Annotated in this window: 13 protein-coding genes and 2 pseudogenes; 8 read left to right on the top strand and 7 right to left on the bottom strand. The window is 73.7% G+C overall.

Annotation, left to right across the window (positions count from 1 at the left end):
- Positions 1-158 precede the first annotated feature (158 nt).
- From ABZX96_RS10370 to ABZX96_RS10385, 4 genes and pseudogenes are all read left to right on the top strand, one after another.
- Positions 159-1,190: pseudogene (locus ABZX96_RS10370) on the top strand (glycosyltransferase family 9 protein); the annotation flags it as partial.
- Between the two features lie 371 nt (positions 1,191-1,561).
- A pseudogene (locus tag ABZX96_RS10375) lies at positions 1,562-2,464 on the top strand (glycosyltransferase); the annotation flags it as partial.
- 284 nt (positions 2,465-2,748) lie between these two features.
- On the top strand, positions 2,749-3,693 hold the full coding sequence (locus ABZX96_RS10380; protein WP_355541020.1) for a glycosyltransferase: 945 nt from the start codon (positions 2,749-2,751) through the stop codon (positions 3,691-3,693).
- 212 nt (positions 3,694-3,905) lie between these two features.
- On the top strand, positions 3,906-4,883 hold the full coding sequence (locus ABZX96_RS10385) for a polysaccharide pyruvyl transferase family protein (RefSeq protein ID WP_355541023.1): 978 nt from the start codon (positions 3,906-3,908) through the stop codon (positions 4,881-4,883).
- 162 nt (positions 4,884-5,045) lie between these two features.
- On the opposite strand, the gene ABZX96_RS10390 is transcribed toward ABZX96_RS10385, so the two are convergent.
- Positions 5,046-5,315 (bottom strand): hypothetical protein, encoded by a 270-nt coding sequence (locus tag ABZX96_RS10390; RefSeq protein ID WP_355541026.1) that lies wholly within the window; start codon positions 5,313-5,315, stop codon positions 5,046-5,048.
- A gap of 388 nt (positions 5,316-5,703) precedes the next feature.
- A complete protein-coding gene (locus ABZX96_RS10395) occupies positions 5,704-6,321 on the bottom strand; it encodes a phosphatase PAP2 family protein (RefSeq protein ID WP_355541029.1) in 618 nt (205 codons plus the stop codon).
- Positions 6,322-6,771: 450 nt separating this feature from the next.
- Here ABZX96_RS10395 and ABZX96_RS10400 point away from each other — a divergent pair, with 450 nt between their 5' ends.
- The 3 genes from ABZX96_RS10400 to ABZX96_RS10410 all read left to right on the top strand — a co-directional run bounded on the left by ABZX96_RS10400 (position 6,772) and on the right by ABZX96_RS10410 (position 8,836).
- The gene (locus ABZX96_RS10400; RefSeq protein ID WP_355541031.1) at positions 6,772-7,326 is read left to right on the top strand and encodes a GH25 family lysozyme; all 555 of its coding nucleotides are present in this window, start codon (positions 6,772-6,774) and stop codon (positions 7,324-7,326) included.
- A 64-nt stretch (positions 7,327-7,390) separates the two neighbouring features.
- Positions 7,391-8,221, top strand: coding sequence for an ammonia-dependent NAD(+) synthetase (gene nadE, locus ABZX96_RS10405; protein ID WP_355541034.1), 831 nt, complete (start codon positions 7,391-7,393; stop codon positions 8,219-8,221).
- Positions 8,222-8,506: 285 nt separating this feature from the next.
- Complete coding sequence (locus ABZX96_RS10410; protein WP_355541037.1) at positions 8,507-8,836, top strand: hypothetical protein; 330 nt, start codon at positions 8,507-8,509, stop codon at positions 8,834-8,836.
- A gap of 109 nt (positions 8,837-8,945) precedes the next feature.
- Here the strand turns inward: ABZX96_RS10410 and ABZX96_RS10415 are convergent, their stop codons facing one another.
- The 5 genes from ABZX96_RS10415 to ABZX96_RS10435 form a co-directional block, all read right to left on the bottom strand.
- Positions 8,946-9,584, bottom strand: a complete 639-nt coding sequence (locus tag ABZX96_RS10415) for a disulfide bond formation protein B (protein WP_355541040.1) — start codon at positions 9,582-9,584, stop codon at positions 8,946-8,948.
- A 2-nt stretch (positions 9,585-9,586) separates the two neighbouring features.
- A complete protein-coding gene (locus ABZX96_RS10420; RefSeq protein ID WP_355541043.1) occupies positions 9,587-9,751 on the bottom strand; it encodes a DUF5993 family protein in 165 nt (54 codons plus the stop codon).
- A 520-nt stretch (positions 9,752-10,271) separates the two neighbouring features.
- Positions 10,272-10,802, bottom strand: a complete 531-nt coding sequence (locus ABZX96_RS10425; protein WP_355541046.1) for an ATP-binding protein — start codon at positions 10,800-10,802, stop codon at positions 10,272-10,274.
- A gap of 265 nt (positions 10,803-11,067) precedes the next feature.
- Positions 11,068-11,835 carry an enoyl-CoA hydratase/isomerase family protein gene (locus ABZX96_RS10430; protein WP_355541048.1) on the bottom strand — a complete coding sequence of 256 codons (768 nt, stop codon included), beginning with the start codon at positions 11,833-11,835 and terminating at the stop codon, positions 11,068-11,070.
- Positions 11,836-11,955: 120 nt separating this feature from the next.
- Positions 11,956-13,176 (bottom strand): Ig-like domain-containing protein, encoded by a 1,221-nt coding sequence (locus ABZX96_RS10435; RefSeq protein WP_355541051.1) that lies wholly within the window; start codon positions 13,174-13,176, stop codon positions 11,956-11,958.
- A 764-nt stretch (positions 13,177-13,940) separates the two neighbouring features.
- Between ABZX96_RS10435 and glgX the strand changes: the two genes are divergently transcribed.
- Positions 13,941-16,151, top strand: coding sequence for a glycogen debranching protein GlgX (gene glgX, locus ABZX96_RS10440; RefSeq protein ID WP_355541370.1), 2,211 nt, complete (start codon positions 13,941-13,943; stop codon positions 16,149-16,151).
- The last annotated feature ends 77 nt before the right edge of the window (positions 16,152-16,228 follow it).

Genomic DNA, 16,228 nt, shown 5'->3' on the forward strand with positions numbered 1-16,228 from the left:
AGGGCGACGGGTCGCCGCCCCCAGGGCCGTACTCGGGAAGGCCGGGCCCCCGGGGAACGCCGACACGGATGGGCACGGGCAAAGGACCGGGCCCCGGTGACGAATCGCCCCCAGGGCGATACCCGGGAAGGCCAGGCCCCCTAAAGGCGCCGGGTGACATGGGCACACACAAGGAATCGAGCCCCGCTGCCGCAACTCCTTCAGGCCCCCACCCCGGCGGCCCCCCGCCCCGTCCCCGCCTGCTCGCCCTACGGGCGCTCGGGCTCGGTGACCTGTTGACGGCCGTGCCCGCCCTACGGGCCCTGCGCGCGGCCAACCCCGGGCACGAGACGGTGCTGGCCGCGCCCGGCCGCCTGGCCGAGGCCGCCGCGGCGACCGGCGTCGTGGACCGGGTGCTGCCCACGGCGGCGCCGGGCCGTGAGGTGCCGCGGTCGCTGGACTGGTCCGGCCCGCCCCCGGCGCTCGCCGTGGACCTGCACGGCAACGGCCCGCCCAGTCACCTGCTGCTGCGCGCCCTCCACCCGGCCCGCCTGTTCGCGTACGCGCATCCGGGCACGCCGGACGTGCGCGGCCCCTCCTGGGAGGAGGACGAGCACGAGTGCGCCCGGTGGTGCCGGCTGGTGTCCTGGTACGGCGTCCCGGCCGACCCTTCCGACCTGCGCATCCCCGCACCGGTGCACCCTTCCCCGGCGCCCGGGGCGATCGTCGTGCATCCGGGGGCGGACGCCGGGGCTCGCCGGTGGCCGCCGGAACGGTTCGCCGCCGTGGCGCACGCGCTGCGCCAGATGGGGCACCGGGTCGTGGTCACGGCGGGCGCCGGCGAGGGACCGCTCGCCCATCAGGTGGCCGGGCAGGCCGGGCTCCCCGCCACTGCGGTGGTGGGCGGTGCGGGGGACGTGCCCTTCGCCCGGTTGGCCGCGCTGGTCGCGCGGGCCCGGGCGGTGATCGTCGGGGACACCGGGCTCGCCCATATGGCCAGCGCGTTCGGCACACCGTCCGTCGTCCTGTTCGGCCCGGTCTCGCCGCGCCTGTGGGGGCCGCCGAACCTGCCCCGCCATCGGGTGCTGTGGCATCCGGACCGCGACGACCCGGCCCGCCCTGGGGACGCGCACGGCGACCAGCCCGACGAGCGGCTGCTGCGGATCACCGCCGCCGAGGTCCTCAACGCCGTGGCCGACCTGCCCGAGCCGGAGCACGCACACCGCGCCGGCCGCGAGCGGGTCCGCGTCCACCCGGTCGGCCCCACACCCACGCACCCGTCCCCGCACCGCCCGCGCCCGGCCGATCCCGGCCACGTCCGCCCCGTACAGCCCGCCGGACCCCATGCCCGCCACACCACCGCTCCGGAGCCCGACCGCGCTCCCGGCACCGCGCCCTCCGGCGACCCCGGCCACGCCCACCAGCCGTCACCCCCCACCACCCCCAACCGGGAACCCTCCGCCACCCCCAACCGAGAACCTTCCGCCACCTCCAACCGGAGCCCCTCCACCACCCCCACCCCGAAGCATCCCGACGAGCACGGCCGGGAACGCCGCCGTGCGCGCTCCACGGAGTCCGTCTCATGACCACCCCGGCCTCTTCCCCCGCCGCCTCCCCCGCCCCCGCGACCGGGCCCCGCGTCGGCGTCGCCGTCATCACCCGCGACCGCCGCACGCGCCTGCTGCGGACCCTGGAACGGCTGGCCGCGCTGCCCGGCCGGCCACCGGTGGCCGTGGTCGACAACGCCTCGTCGGACGGCACCGCCCAAGCCGTACGGGACCTGCGCGCCCGGCACCCGCAGATCCGACTGCTGACGCCGGGCCGCAACCTGGGGGCCGTCGGCCGCGACCTCGGCGTCGCCGCGCTCTCCACCCCGTACGTGGCCTTCGCCGACGACGACTCCTGGTGGGAGGCTGACGCCCTCGACCGCGCCGCCGACCTGTTCGACGCGCACCCCCGGCTCGGGCTGATCGCCGCCGCCACCCGCGTCGGCCCGGCGAGTCGTCCGGACCCGCTGAACGCCGTGCTCGCCGCCTCGCCCCTCGGCCGGGAGACCGACCTCCCAGGGCCGTCGGTGCTGGGCTTCCTGGCCTGCGCGGCGGTGGTCCGCAGGGACGCGTTCACCGGGGCCGGCGGCTTCGACCCGGTGCTCCACTTCGGCGCCGAGGAGGCCATGCTCGCCCTCGAACTGGCCACCCGCGGCTGGGGGCTCGCGTACTGCCCCCAGGTCGTCGCGCGCCACGACCCGGACCCGCGCCCCCGCGCCGGCCGCCCCGCCCTGATCCAGCGCAACGAGTTGCTCATCGCCTGGATGCGCCGCCCCCTGACGCGCGCCCTGGCCCGCACATGGGCGCTGGCGCGCGCCTGCCCCGCCGACCGGTCGTCCCGCCAGGCGTTCGCCGACGCCCTGCACCGGTTGCCCGCCGCACTGTCCCGCCGCCGGGTGGTCCCGCCGTGGGTCGAGGACGCCGTCCGCACCCTGGAGCGCGGAGCACGTCCCCCTCAGGACGCGCTGCCGGTGCACGGCGCGCCCGACGAGAACCCTCGGAACCTTCCGCCCGACGGCGCGCGGCCCCCCGAGCCCCCGCGCACCTCCACCCCGCACCCCCAGATGACCACCGTCCAGCGGCCCACTCCGAAGACCACCGGCCGGACGACCCCCTCGAAGCCCCCCGACCGCACGACGCCCCTTAAGGCCACCGGCCACACGACACCCCCCAAGGCCACCCCCCAGCCCCCCACTCCTGCTCCCACCGAAAAGGACCCCCCGTGACCGACCACCGGACCACCGTCGTCGTCATCACCCGCGACCGGTGCGCGGAACTGCTGCACACCCTGGAACGGCTCGCCGCGCTGCCGGAGCGGCCCGCGGTCACCGTGGTCGACAACGCCTCGTCGGACGGCACGGCGCGGGCGGTGCGCGCGCGGTTCCCGGACGTGCGGCTGCTGACGCCGGGCCGCAATCTCGGCGCGGTCGGACGCAACCTCGCCGCGCGCCTGGCGGACACCCCCTACCTCGCCTTCTGCGACGACGACTCCTGGTGGGAGGCCGGCTCGCTATCAGGTGCCGCCGACCTGCTCGACGCCCATGAACGGCTCGCCACGGTCACGGCCCGCATCCTGGTGCACCCGCACTCGGACGCCGCGCCCGAACGCGGGGCGGCCCGCGCGTCCCGCGACGCGCCGTACGAGGACCCGATCGTCCGCGAGCTGCGGGACTCCCCTCTGCCCCGTCCCGACTGGCTCCCCGGCCCGGCGCTCGGCTCGTTCCTCGCCGCCGCGACCGTGCTGCGCACCGACGCGTTCCGCGCGGCGGGCGGGTTCTCGCCCCGCCTGTGGCTCGGCGGGGAGGAAGAACTGCTGGCCGCCGACCTCGCCGCCGACGGCTGGTGGCTCACCTACGCCGAGCACCTGACCATCCACCACCGTCCGTCGCCGCACCGGGACGCCCGGCTGCGCCGCCGGCACGGCATCCGCAACACCCTGTGGTTCACCTGGTTGCGCCGCCCGGTCCCCGCCGCCGTACGCCGCACCGCGCACCTGGCGGCCACCGTCCCGCGCGACGGTACGTCCGCCCGCGCCTTCGCCGACGCGGCGGCCGGTCTCCCCTGGGTCCTGCGCGAGCGGCGCCCGCTCCCCCGGGCCGTCGAACACCGGCTCCGCCTCCTGGAAGCCCCCCAGAAGGCATCGACGGCACGCCGCTACGTGGGCTGAGAGACGGCACCCGAGTCCCGGCACCCGCGGACCCCGTCAAGCCCGTGCTCCCGGCCACGCCGCACCGACCCGACCGACCGGAACCCCACCCGCCGCCGCACTCCGCGCCTCCGCCCCCACGCCCGAGCCCGACGCCCCCGGAAGGCCCACCCCCGCACGGCAACCGGAAGACCCACCCCCACCACCGAAACCGGCAGCACAAGGAGGCCGTCATGCCCCTGAACGGCGAGGCGACGACGGCGGGGCGGCCGGTCCGCGTCCTGCTCACCGGATGGTTCAGCTTCCTGCACGGCGAGGTCACGGCGGGCGACATGCTCGCCGCCGAGGCGGTCCAGGACGCGCTGCGCGCCGCGTCCGTCCCGTACACGACGGCCTGGTCCCCGGTGTACCGCCCGGACGCCCCGCACCTGGACGACGCCGACCCGGACGCCTACACGCACCTGATTTTCGCCTGCGGCCCCGTGCACTCCCGGCCGGACCCGGACGGCGGGCCGAGTCCGCTGATGGCGCTGCACCGCCGGTTCGCGGGCTGCCGCCGGATCGCGGTGGGCGTGTCCGTGCCGGACCCGGCCGACCCCGCCGCGACCGGCTTCCACGACCTGCTCCCCCGCGACTCGGCCCGGCAGGCGGAGGCCGGGCAGACCACCGCCGACCTGAGTGTGCGCGCCGCTCGCCCCGCCCCCGTACCGCTGCTCGGCGTCGTCCTCACCGGTGGCCAGCACGAGTACGGGCCGCGTCGGCGGCACGCCGAGGTGTCCGAGGCCCTGGAAACGTGGCTGGGCACGCTCGACGCGGCCCGGCTGCCCCTGGACACCCGGCTGGACACCCGGGACTGGCGCATCCCGGCCACCCCGGCGCAGCTGCACGCCGTGCTCGGCCGCCTCGACGCCGTGGTCACCACCCGGCTGCACGGCCTGGTCCTGGCCCTGCGGGCGGGCACGCCCGCGCTGGCCGTCGATCCGGTGGCGGGCGGCGCCAAGGTCAGCGCGCAGGCGGCGGCGCTCGACTGGCCCGCCGCCCTGACCAGCGAGTCGGTGACCCCTCAGAACCTGGACGAGCTCCTGGCCTGGTGCCTCACCCCGGAAGCCCGCCACCGCGCCTCCCGAACCGCCGACCGCTCCCCCCTCCCGCACCCCCTCCTGGACGCCCTGATCCAGCGCCTCGCTCCATCAGACGGGCCGACGGCCTGACGGACCGACAGCCTGAGGACCGACGGCCTGAGGACCGACGGCCTGAGGACCGACGGCCTGACGGGCGGCCCGCCCCGGAGCGCGATGTGCGTACGGGTAGCGGTGTTCAGAAGGTAGCGGTGTGCAGAAGGAACACCGGCACCTGTATGGCGGGCGTGCGCCTCAGCGCCCTATCTCCCACGCCTGCGGCGGCAGCTCGCGCGCCCGGGAGTAGACCTCCAGGGCCCGTCCCGCCGGCACGAACGGGTGGACGCGGGCACCCTCCAGCCCTGCCAGCACCCGCGCACAGTGGTGCACGCAGCCGACCAGTTCCCGTCCGTGCCGGTCCACTATGGTCGCGGCGTCCCGCCGCCCCTCACAGGGTGTCGGGTCCTCGGCCGCCGCCACGTCGCAGCGGGCCTGCCGCCCATCCGGTGTCTGCGTACGGTCCACGGGTCGCCTCCCCTTGCTCGTACCACGTACGGGGGCGGCCCGCCCGGAAGGACCGGTCAGCGAGGACGTGGAGACCCGCGTGCTCACAGACAACGCGGTGCCGCGCCGGGCCGGTGACCACTCCCGCCGACCACCGGCACCCCCGGGAATGTTGTGCTCACCACCGGCCCCGCGCACGCCCGACTTGGTGAACATCTGGACCGGTCCTGGCCGTTCGATGGGAAACCCGGACCGCGAACCCTCACCACCGCCACCAACGGCACGCCCCCACCACCGTCAGCACGCGGCACCCTCTGCCACCAGCGGCTCACCGTCCCCCCACGATCAGCACACGAGCCCCGTGGTCAGCTTCCCGTCAGCACACGAGCCCTCCGTGATCGGCCCCCCATCACCCCCGAGACCCCACAACCGCCAGCAACGCCCCCGCGCGCCCGGACCGCAGCCGGGTGACCGCGGGCGCGGCCCTCCGGGCGAGGCGGGTCAGCGGCCAGGCGACCAGCGCCCCCAGCACCAGCCCGACGAGGACGTCGTGCGGGTAGTGCGCCCCCACCCAGACCCGCGAGGCGGCCATGAGCAGCGCGCCCACGGCGGCGAGCACGCCGAGGCGGCGGTGCACCAGGAGGAGCGTCACCGCCGCGGCTGCCGCGATGGCCGAGTGGTTGCTGGGGAAGGACCAGTCGCCTGGGCCGGGGCACACCTGGACCGTCAGGGTGTGCAGCGTCCGGCACGGCCGCCGCTCGTCGACGAGGTCTTTGACGACGACGTTGGCCACGTAGGCCAGGACGACGGCGAAGGGGGCCGCCAGCGCCATCGCCATCCTGGTGGCGTCCGCGCGCCGGGCCCGCCACCAGGCGAGGACGACGAGGGCGGCGAAGACGAACAGGCCGTAGTCGGTCCAGTAGCCGACGAGGGTGTTCAGGGCGTGCGGGGCGCGCCGCGCGAGATCGGTGACCCAGGTGTACAGGCCGCCGTCGATCGAGGCGCCACCGAAGGCGAGGTGGATCACGGGGGTTCTCCTTGGCGGGCCGGCGCGCCGAGCGGTCCAGGACCGTGTCACCGTCCGCCACCGGTAGATGGTCTGCGCCACCGCGAGGGGGTGGCCTACGTCATCGGGAGGTGGTCTGCGCCACCGATAGATGGTCTATGAAACTGTAGACGAGGCAGAAGTAACGGGCGTTCCGCCTAAAAAGTAAAGAAAAGCCCATCCGGACCCCCTGTTTCCTCCACCCCCCGGGAACCCGGCGCCCCTCCCTCCCCGCCCGCGAAAAACGTCCAACCTAACGCACTCGTATCCGGCCACAAGCCGAAGTGACCCCGAGCGCCCCATCAATGCACCAACAGCCCCGAGATCAGTGACAGTTCGCCTTCGAGACCTGTGCTTTCAGACGCGTACATGCTGCACTGTAAGGGAAAGGTGACGCTTCGTAATCAATCACCCGGTCGAGGAGGCCCCTTCATGCTGCACGGCGTCGACATCAGCTCCCACCAGCGCTCTTACTCCACCGACGGCGTGGATTTCGTGATCATAAAGGCCACGGAAGGCCGCTCGTACACCAATCCGCTCCAGGTCGAACAGGCCAAAAAAGCACGTAAGGCGGGCTGCGTCGTCGGCTTCTACCACTTCCTGTGGCCCGGGAACATCGCCGCTCAGGCCAAGTACTTCGTCGACAAATGCGGCTCGGAGGAGGGCGACCTGCTCGCCGCCGACTGGGAACGCACCAGCTCGGGGACGTACGCCAGCTCGGCGCAGAAGGACGAGTTCCTCCACGAGGTCAAGAAGCTCCGCCCGTCGCACCGTGTGCTGCTCTACTGCAACCGCGATTTCTGGATCAACCACGACACCTCGTCCTACGCCGGTGACGGCCTGTGGGTCGCCGACTACGTCAAGGCCGGGCATCCACGGATCAAGGCCAAGTGGGTCATCCACCAGTACACGGACCACCCGCTGGACAAGAACGTCGCCGACTTCGAAGACAGGGCTGCCATGAAGGAGTGGGCGAAACCGTCATAGAGTTTCCCTGTCCACTCCAGGACCACCAGCATCACGCACCCGCCACGTACCCCGAGGAGCAGCCGTGACCGACCCGGCGTCCATGTCCGTGCAGCAGGAGATCGCCCGCGACCTCCAGGTTTCCGCGTCCTTCGACGCGGAACGGGAGATCGAGCGCCGGGTGGCCTTCCTCACCGAGCGGCTGACGTCCACGGGTCTGCGGTCCCTCGTCCTGGGCATCAGCGGTGGCGTGGACTCCACGACCGCGGGCCGGCTGTGCCAGCTTGCGGTGGAGCGCGCCCGCGCCACCGGCTACGAGGCGACGTTCTACGCGATGCGGCTGCCGTACGGGGTCCAGGCCGACGAGAAGGACGCCCAGCGGGCGCTGGAGTTCATCCGCGCCGACCGCGTCATGACCGTCGACGTCCGTCCGGCGAGCGACGCCATGCTGGACGCCGCGCTGGCCGGCGGCCTGGTCTTCCGTGACGCGCGCCACCAGGACTTCGTCCAGGGGAACATCAAGGCGCGCCAGCGGATGATCGCGCAGTACGCGGTGGCGGGGGCCAACGACGGCCTGGTGGTGGGCACCGACCACGCCGCCGAGGCGGTCTCCGGCTTCTTCACCAAGTTCGGCGACGGCGCGGCCGACGTCGTCCCGCTGACCGGGCTGACCAAGCGCCGGGTGCGGGCGGTCGCGGCGGCGCTCGGCGCCCCCGCCGAGCTGGTGACGAAGGTCCCGACCGCCGACCTGGAGACCCTGGACCCCGGCAAGCCGGACGAGGACGCGCTCGGCGTCACGTACGACCAGATCGACGACTTCCTGGAGGGCGAGCCGGTCGAGGAGACCGCCTTCCAGGCCATCGTCCGCCGCTACCGCCTGACGGCCCACAAGCGGGAGCTGCCCATCGCTCCGTGAGCCACCGAGCAGGGGCTTTTGCGAGACGCCGAGCAGGGGCTTCGCGAGCCACCGAGCAGGGGAACGGGTCGCCTTCCGCGGAGGGCGGCCCGTTCCGCGTGTGCGGGGCACGGACCCGCCCCCGCTCGTCGCCGGCCGGTGGCCGGAACGTCACCCGCCCGCCACCGCCAGGTGACCGGCGCCGGGCACCGGATCCCCATGGGAAGCCGCGAAGAACCCCTGGTCGGAAGCCGTGCAGAGGGAACACAAGATCCGTTGTCAGTGGGTGCCCCTACGCTCCGAGGTATGAGTTACGCAGACCTGCGCGAACTCCGGACCGCGCTGACCACCGCATCCGATATCGCCTCGACCCTCCAGGCCGCGCCCAGCCGGCACGACGCCGACGAGCTCGTCGGCGTGCTCCGGCGGGCCCTGACCGCCGCCAGCTCCCTGGGAGCCCAGGCCGGCCCGACCGGCTGCGCCATACATCCGCACGGTGCCGTCGATCCGCTGCACGGGGACCCGGACGACCCGCTGCCGCCGGGCTACGGCAAGTGCCTGCTGTGCAACGACCGCAAGCGCCGGGCCGACGCGGGGCCGCACCACCGCGCCGTGCTCGGTCGGATCCGGGTCTGACGCGGCGGGGACGCGAGGGCCGGGCGGGCCCCGCCCCGTCCGGCCCTCCGCCCGCTCCGGCCCCACGCCGCCCCGCCCTCCGACCGCCCCCGCCCCACAAGGAGCCGCCTCACGGAAGAATCCACACGTCGTAGAAGAACCGGTACCGGTCCGGATCGTCCGGCAGGAACCAGTGGAAGCCCTCCTCCAGGAAGACCGCCACGACGTTGACCGCGATGACGAGGGTCAGGACCCCGAGCGCGAAGCGGCCGACGAGCTGGTACAGGCCGGACATCGGAATGCGGCGGGCCGCGGTGAGGTGCCCGAAGGCCATGACGACACCGATGGCGACGACGCACGCCTGGAAGAGGATCCACGCCCAGACGTAGAGGTGCAGCCCCAGCGCCGTGCTCCCGTAGCCCCGGTCGCCGGGCAGGATGTGCAGCATCGTCTGCCGCCAGGCCGCGAACGACCCGGCGACGCAGGCGACGAGGGACAGCCCCCAGCCCATGAGGTAGTCGCGGCGCGTGATCACGCCGTCCAGCCCCTGCCGGACGATGTACGCCGCGCCCAGTGACGCCAGCACCATGAACATCCGCTGGACGACGCACAGCGGGCACGGGTACTCCCACCGCCCGAACTGGTAGTACAGCCCGCCGCCCAGCACCCCGGTCCAGCCGATGACGACGACGCAGGCGAACCAGTACTGCCCGCGGGCGACGAGGGCAGGCGGCCCGGGTTCCAGGCCGATGAGCGTCCGTGTGCTCATGGTCAGTAGCTGAGCCCGAGGGAGAGGCCGCCGGTGATGTGGTGGGCCAGCAGCAGGAGCGTGACGACGAGCAGCAGCCACCACACACCGAGCACCAGGCTCCGCCTCTTCTGTCCCATGACCGCCAGCGACGCGAACAAGAGGCCGGAGAAGATGAGGGTGTCCATGGTCGGCGAAGCTAACGCCTGACCCGCGATCTTCCGCGCAGGCCGCGGGCCGCCGCTCCGCCCGGCCGCCGAAGATGATCCGGATGGCCCCCTCGGCGGCTCGCGGCGCGGCCTCCCGCCCGCGCCACGCCTCTCGGCCCCCTCCCGTTCACCGCAGCGCCCCTTCCCCACCCCCACCGCATAACCATCGACGGAATCGATTACTTAACCACCCAAAGCAAGGCTGGTGGCACACCTCACCTTTGATCTCCCACTGTTTGCTCCGCATACGGGATACTGTGTCCGCAATCGCGGCTTTGGCAAGGTCACGTCCGACCTGCCATAGTCGTGATCAACGACTCCCATTGACCCGGGCTAGGTCGTTCAGACGCCGGGGGCACACCCCTTTTCGCCCACCGGACGTCGACACTGGGGCCCTGAGCCGCGTAATCCGCGGAAGGGCCCCAGTCTCGTTTCCGGGCCCGCCCCGCACCGGCTCCACCGGCTTCGGCCCGCCTCGCGCCGCCCCCACCGCCCCGCCTCAGCGGTCGGTGACCCGCATCTCGAACCACGTCGTCTTGCCGTGCGGCAGCAGGTCCGCGCCCCAGCGGTCGGAGAGCTTGTCCACGAGGAAGAGGCCACGGCCGCTGATGTCCATCTCGTGGACCGGCATCAGGCAGGGCAGGCCGCGGGACGGGTCGCGCACCTCGATCCGGAACCAGCCGCGGCGCCGGTACATCCGCAGCCCGAAGGTGCGCGCCCCGGTGTGCCGGACGGCGTTGCCCACCAGCTCCGAGACCAACAGCACGGCGTGCTCGGTCTGTTGGGGCGACACCGACCACTTCATGGACAGCACCGCCTGGGTCAGCCGGCGGGCCGTACCGGCGGAGACGGGGCGGGACGGCAGCCGGACCTCGCCGAGGGTGGGATCGCCCACCAGCTCCAGGACCCGGGACGCGGACTCGACCGCGGCGGCCGGCGCCCGCTCCCCGTCTGTTCCGGGGAGCGCCCAGCGCGCGGCGGCGCTGTCGCCCCGCGGCTGCGGCTGCTCCATTCCTTCGAGGCCCGCCATGCCCCCATCATGGCCGTTGCCGGGCGGGTCCGGGGGCGGAACCGGTGGAATCCCCTCCCCGAACACACCGGTCCGCGCCACCGCCGACACATATGCCAACGGCAGCGGACACCCCCGGGCACCGGCGCCGACCTGCGCTGACCCGCCCCCTGCCGAGGACGCGCGGGAGGCCGCCCCGCGGCGCGGCCGGGCCGCCCGCGCGGGCCGGCGATTCGCCCGCACGGAGCACCGGCCGGCCGGGCGGGTCGGTCCAACCCCGCCCCGATCAGCGGAACTTGGCCTTGCCGGGGCCCTCTTCGACGAAGCTGCGCATGCCGGTCGTCCGGTCCTCGGTGGCGAACAGGCCCGAGAACCAGTTGCGTTCGATGGTCAGGCCGTTGTCGATGTCCGTCTCCAGGCCCGCGTCGATGGCCTCCTTGGCGGCGCGCAGGGCGAGGGCGGGCCCGGCGGCCAGCCGCGCGGCCCAGGCGTGGGCCTGCGAATAGACCTCGGCGGCGGGCACCACCCGGTCGACCAGGCCGATGGCCAGCGCCTCGTCCGCCTTGACGTGGCGGCCGGTGAAGATGAGGTCCTTGGCCTTGGAGGGGCCGACGACGCGGGGCAGCCGCTGGGTGCCGCCCGCGCCCGGGATCAGGCCGAGCAGGATCTCGGGCTGGCCGAGCCTGGCGTCCTCGGCGGCGATGCGGTAGTCGGCGCACAGCGCCAGCTCGCAGCCGCCGCCGAGCGCGTAGCCGGTGATGGCGGCAACCACGGGCTTGGGGATGCGGGCCACGGCGGTGAGGGAGTCCTGCAGGGCCTTGGAGCGCAGGATCATGGCCGTGTGGTCCATGTCCTGCATCTCCTTGATGTCCGCGCCGGCCGCGAACACCTTCTCCCCGCCCCACAGGACCACCGCCCGCACGTCGTCGCGGCGGGTGGCCTCCTCGGCCGTCTCGCGGAGCAGGTCCTGGGTGGCGATGTCCAGCGCGTTCATCGGGGGGCGGTTCAGGCGGATGGTGCCGACGCCCTCGGCTACCTCAAGGTTGACAGTCATGGGGGCAGGTTAGCCGCAGGTTAGCCGTCGTTAACGCGGAGTGGCCCGGTGCACTTGGTCACAGTGCGCCGGGCCGTATTCGGGGGCGGGCGGCCGGTTGCCCCGGTCGCGCCGGCGCCGTTACTGGGGGGCCTTCCACTCGGCCCAGGGCATGTTCCAGACGTTGAGTCCGTTGTCCGGCTGGATGGTCTTGTCGTGCGAGTTCTTGACGATCACCAGGTCGCCGAGCAGCGAGTTGTCGTAGAACCAGGCGGCCGGGGTGGAGCTGTCCCCGCCGCCGCGCTGGTCGTACATGGCCACGCAGCCGTGGCTGGCGTTGCGGGCGCCGAACGCCGACCGGCCGGTCCAGTAGTTGCCGTGGATGAACGTGCCCGACGTGCTCAGCCGCATGGCGTGCGGTACGTCCTTGATGTCGTACTCGCCGCCGAAGCCGACCGTTTCACCGTTCATCCGTGTCACTTGGTGCTTCTCGCTGATCACCATTTGACCGTTGTAGGTCTCGGTGCCGGGGGCGCCCGCGGTGATCGGAATGGTGCGGATCGGCTTGCCGTCGCGGACCACCGTCATCCGCTTCGACGCGACGTCCACGGTGCTGATCTGGCTGCGGCCGACCGTGAAGGAGACCACCTTGTTCTGCGTGCCGTACACCCCGGGGCGGCCCTCGACGCCGTTGAGGGCGAGCCTGAGCGTGACCTTGGTGCCGGGCGCCCAGTACTTCTCGGGGCGGAAGTCGAGGCGGTCGTTGCCGAACCAGTGGTTCTCGATCGGGACGGACGGCTCGGCGGTGACCTTGATGGCCCTCTCGACCGCCGCGGGGTCGGTGATGCCCCGGGTGAAGCGGATGGAGACCGGCATGCCGACGCCGACCTTCTGGCCGTTCTCCGGGGTGTACTGGCCGACGAAGGTGTTCTTGGGGACGAGCGTGGTGAAGGTGCTGTGCTCGGCGGCCTCACGCCCCTCGTCGTCCACCGCCACCGCGTCGACGGTGTACGTCGTGGAGGCGCCGAGGTGGCCGCTGGGCCGCCAGACGGAACCGTCGATCTTCCCCTCGACCGTGTTGCCCTTGCCGTCCGTGACCTTGACGGACTTCAGGGTGCCCTTCGCCGCCGTCACCGACAGGGCGCCGTTGGTGGCCACCTCCTTGGCCCCGTCCTTGGGCGAGACGGTCACGACCGCTTTCGACGCCGCGCTGTCCTGCCTCGACCCGTTCCCCGGCTCGTCGTCACCGCCACCGCAGGCGCTCACCAGCAGCAGCAACGTCGCGACCACCAGCGCGAGCGGTCCTTTGGCAGCGCGCCGCCGCTTCCGGCCCGACGCGCCCGATATCGGCTGCACGTTCACCACTGGCCCCTTTTCCCCTCGTATGGCCCGCACTCCCCCGCGCGTGGTCACCGACTCACCCGCACGGCTCGCGGATAGATAACCACACCGCTCTGACAGTGAACTCCCCTCTGTGGTACCGGTTCAGTCGCCTGTGAGAGGCGTGTGACGGCACGTACGGAAGAAAGCGGAAGCTCCCCGGGAGTCGGCCGGATACCGCCCCCGTCCCGGTACCGGCGCGTGCTCCCATGGTGCGGAACGGGCCCGTACGGTGGCGCCCGTGCATGGTGCGCTACGCGCCCGTACGGTGGCCCGTACCGGTTCCGCGGCAGCGCGGCGCGGAGGCGGGAGGGCGGGACGCCCCGGTCCCGCCCGGCTGCGTCAAGCCCACCGGTCCGGTCCCGGCCGTTCCGGGGTACGGCCCGGCGACGGGCGCCCGTACCGCCGGGAAACGTGAGGCGGCGGCCCGTTGCGGGCACAACAGGGGGGAGGGCGGGGCCGAACGCCCGGCCGGGACGCCGCGCGCGGGCCGCCGTCCGAGATCGAGTCATGAGCCGCAGGAGGCCGGCGTGTCGAGCGCACGCGAGCACGAGGCAGTGCAGGACCGGCGGGGGGCGCCGGAAGAGGGGCGGGAAGAGCAGGAGGAACAGGCGGGCGGAGACCGGGCGCGGACGCCGAGCCCCCCGGAGCCCCCGTCCCTGGTGCCCCCACCGGCGTCCGCGCCGGGTACGCCCGATGCCCCGCCGCGGGCCGTCAACGGCCGCGGCGTACGCGAGCCGGACGCCCTGGCCTCCCCCGGCCGCGCCGCGCGCCCGGCCCCGGCCTCCGAGGCGGGCCCGCCGCCCGTACGCCCCGGCAGCCCACAGCCCCTGGGCGCGCGCTACCGCGTCGCCGCGGACGGCACCGCCGGCACCAACTTCGCCCTCTGGGCGGGCGGCGCGGAGGCCGTCGAGGTGTGCCTCTTCGACGACGACGGCCACGAGACCCGGCACCCGCTGACCGAGCTCACCCACGAGATATGGCACGGCTTCCTCCCCGGCGTGACACCGGGCACGCGGTACGGCTACCGGGTGCACGGCCGCTGGGACCCGTGGACGGGCGCCCGCTGGAATCCGGCCAAGCTGCTCCTGGACCCGTACGCGCGGGCGGTGGACGGCGAGTTCACGCTGCCCGCCGAGGTCTACGGGCACGTGCGGGACTGGCCGCAGCAGCACGTCGCCGACACCGTGCGGGACAACCGCGACTCGGCCCCGTACGTGCCCAAGGGCGTGGTGGTCCACGACGAGGGCGGCGACGACGAGTGGATGGACGACCGCCGCCCCAAGACGCCGTGGCCCGACTCGGTCATCTACGAGGTGCACGTCCGGGGCTTCACCATGAGGCACCCCGGTATCCCCGAGCACCTGAGGGGCACGTACGCGGGGCTCGGGCACCCGGCCGCCGTCGGCCACCTCGTACGGCTCGGCATCACGGCCGTCGAGCTGCTGCCCGTCCACCAGTTCGCCCACGAGGACCACCTGCTCCGCCGCGGCCTGCGCAACTACTGGGGCTACAACTCCATCGGCTACTTCGCCCCGCACGCCGCGTACGCCGCCTCCGGGACGCGCGGCCAGCAGGTCGGCGAGTTCAAGCAGATGGTGCGCGCGCTCCACGACGCGGGGATCGAGGTCATCCTCGACGTGGTCTACAACCACACCGCCGAGGCCAACGAGATGGGCCCCACCCTCTCCCTGCGCGGCATCGACAACCGCGGCTACTACCGGCTGGCCGGGGACGCCCGCCGGTACGTCGACTACACCGGATGCGGCAACACCCTGCACGTCGTGCAGCCCAACGTGCTGCGCCTGATCACCGACTCGCTGCGGTACTGGGTCACCGAGATGGGCGTGGACGGATTCCGCTTCGACCTCGCGGCGGCGCTGGCGCGCTCCATGCACGACGTGGACATGCTCTCCCCCTTCCTCGCCGTCATCGCCCAGGACCCGGTGCTGCGCCGGGTCAAGCTGATCGCCGAGCCCTGGGACGTCGGCTCCGGCGGCTACCAGGTGGGCGCCTTCCCTCCCCTGTGGACGGAGTGGAACGACCGCTACCGCGACGCCGTGCGCGACTTCTGGCGCGGCGCCCACCCCGACGTCCGCGACCTGGGCTACCGGCTGTCCGGCTCCAGCGACCTGTACGCCTGGGGTGGCCGCCGCCCCTACGCCTCGGTCAACTTCATCACCGCGCACGACGGCTTCACCCTGCGCGACCTCGTCTCGTACGCGCACAAGCACAACGCGGCCAACGACGAGGGCAACCGCGACGGCACCGACGACAACCGGTCCTGGAACTGCGGCGCCGAGGGCGAGACCGACGACCCCGCCATCCGGGCGCTGCGCCGCCGCCAGCTCCGCAACCTGCTGACCACCCTCCTGCTGTCCACCGGCGTGCCCATGCTGCTGGCCGGTGACGAACTCGGCCGCACCCAGGGCGGCAACAACAACGCCTACTGCCAGGACAACGAGACCAGTTGGCTGGACTGGTCGCTGCTGGACGACCCCGAGTGGCGTCCGCTGACCGACCTGGTCTCCCGCCTGCTGCGGCTGCGGCGCGCCCATCCGGTGCTGCGCCGCCGCGCGTTCTTCTCGGGCCGCGCGCAGGGGCAGGGCGGGCTGCGCGACCTGGCCTGGTTCACGCCGCGCGGCACGGAGATGACCGAGTCCGACTGGTACGCCCCCACCGCCACCCTCGGCTTCTACCTCTCCGGCCGGGACATCCCGCAGCGCGACGCCCAGGGCGCGCCGGTGACCGACGACAGTTTCCTCGCGGTCCTGCACGCGGGCCCCGACCCGGTGCCCTTCGTCCTGCCGGGGACGCCGTGGGCGCGGGCCTACGAGTGCGTCGTGGACACCTCGGAGGAGGAGCAGGACCGGGGGCCCGGGACGCGGTACGAGGGGGGTGCGGTGGTGTCGCTGACCGGGCGGTCGGTGCTGCTGTTCCGGGTCGTGGAGGACTGAGCGGGGGCGGGGCGAGCGTTGCCGGGGGGCGCCGGGCGGGCGAGGCGATCGACGCCACGGGGCTAGCGGCGGGTGGG

The organism is Streptomyces sp. NPDC003077 (assembly GCF_040611095.1).
Classification (GTDB): domain Bacteria; phylum Actinomycetota; class Actinomycetes; order Streptomycetales; family Streptomycetaceae; genus Streptomyces.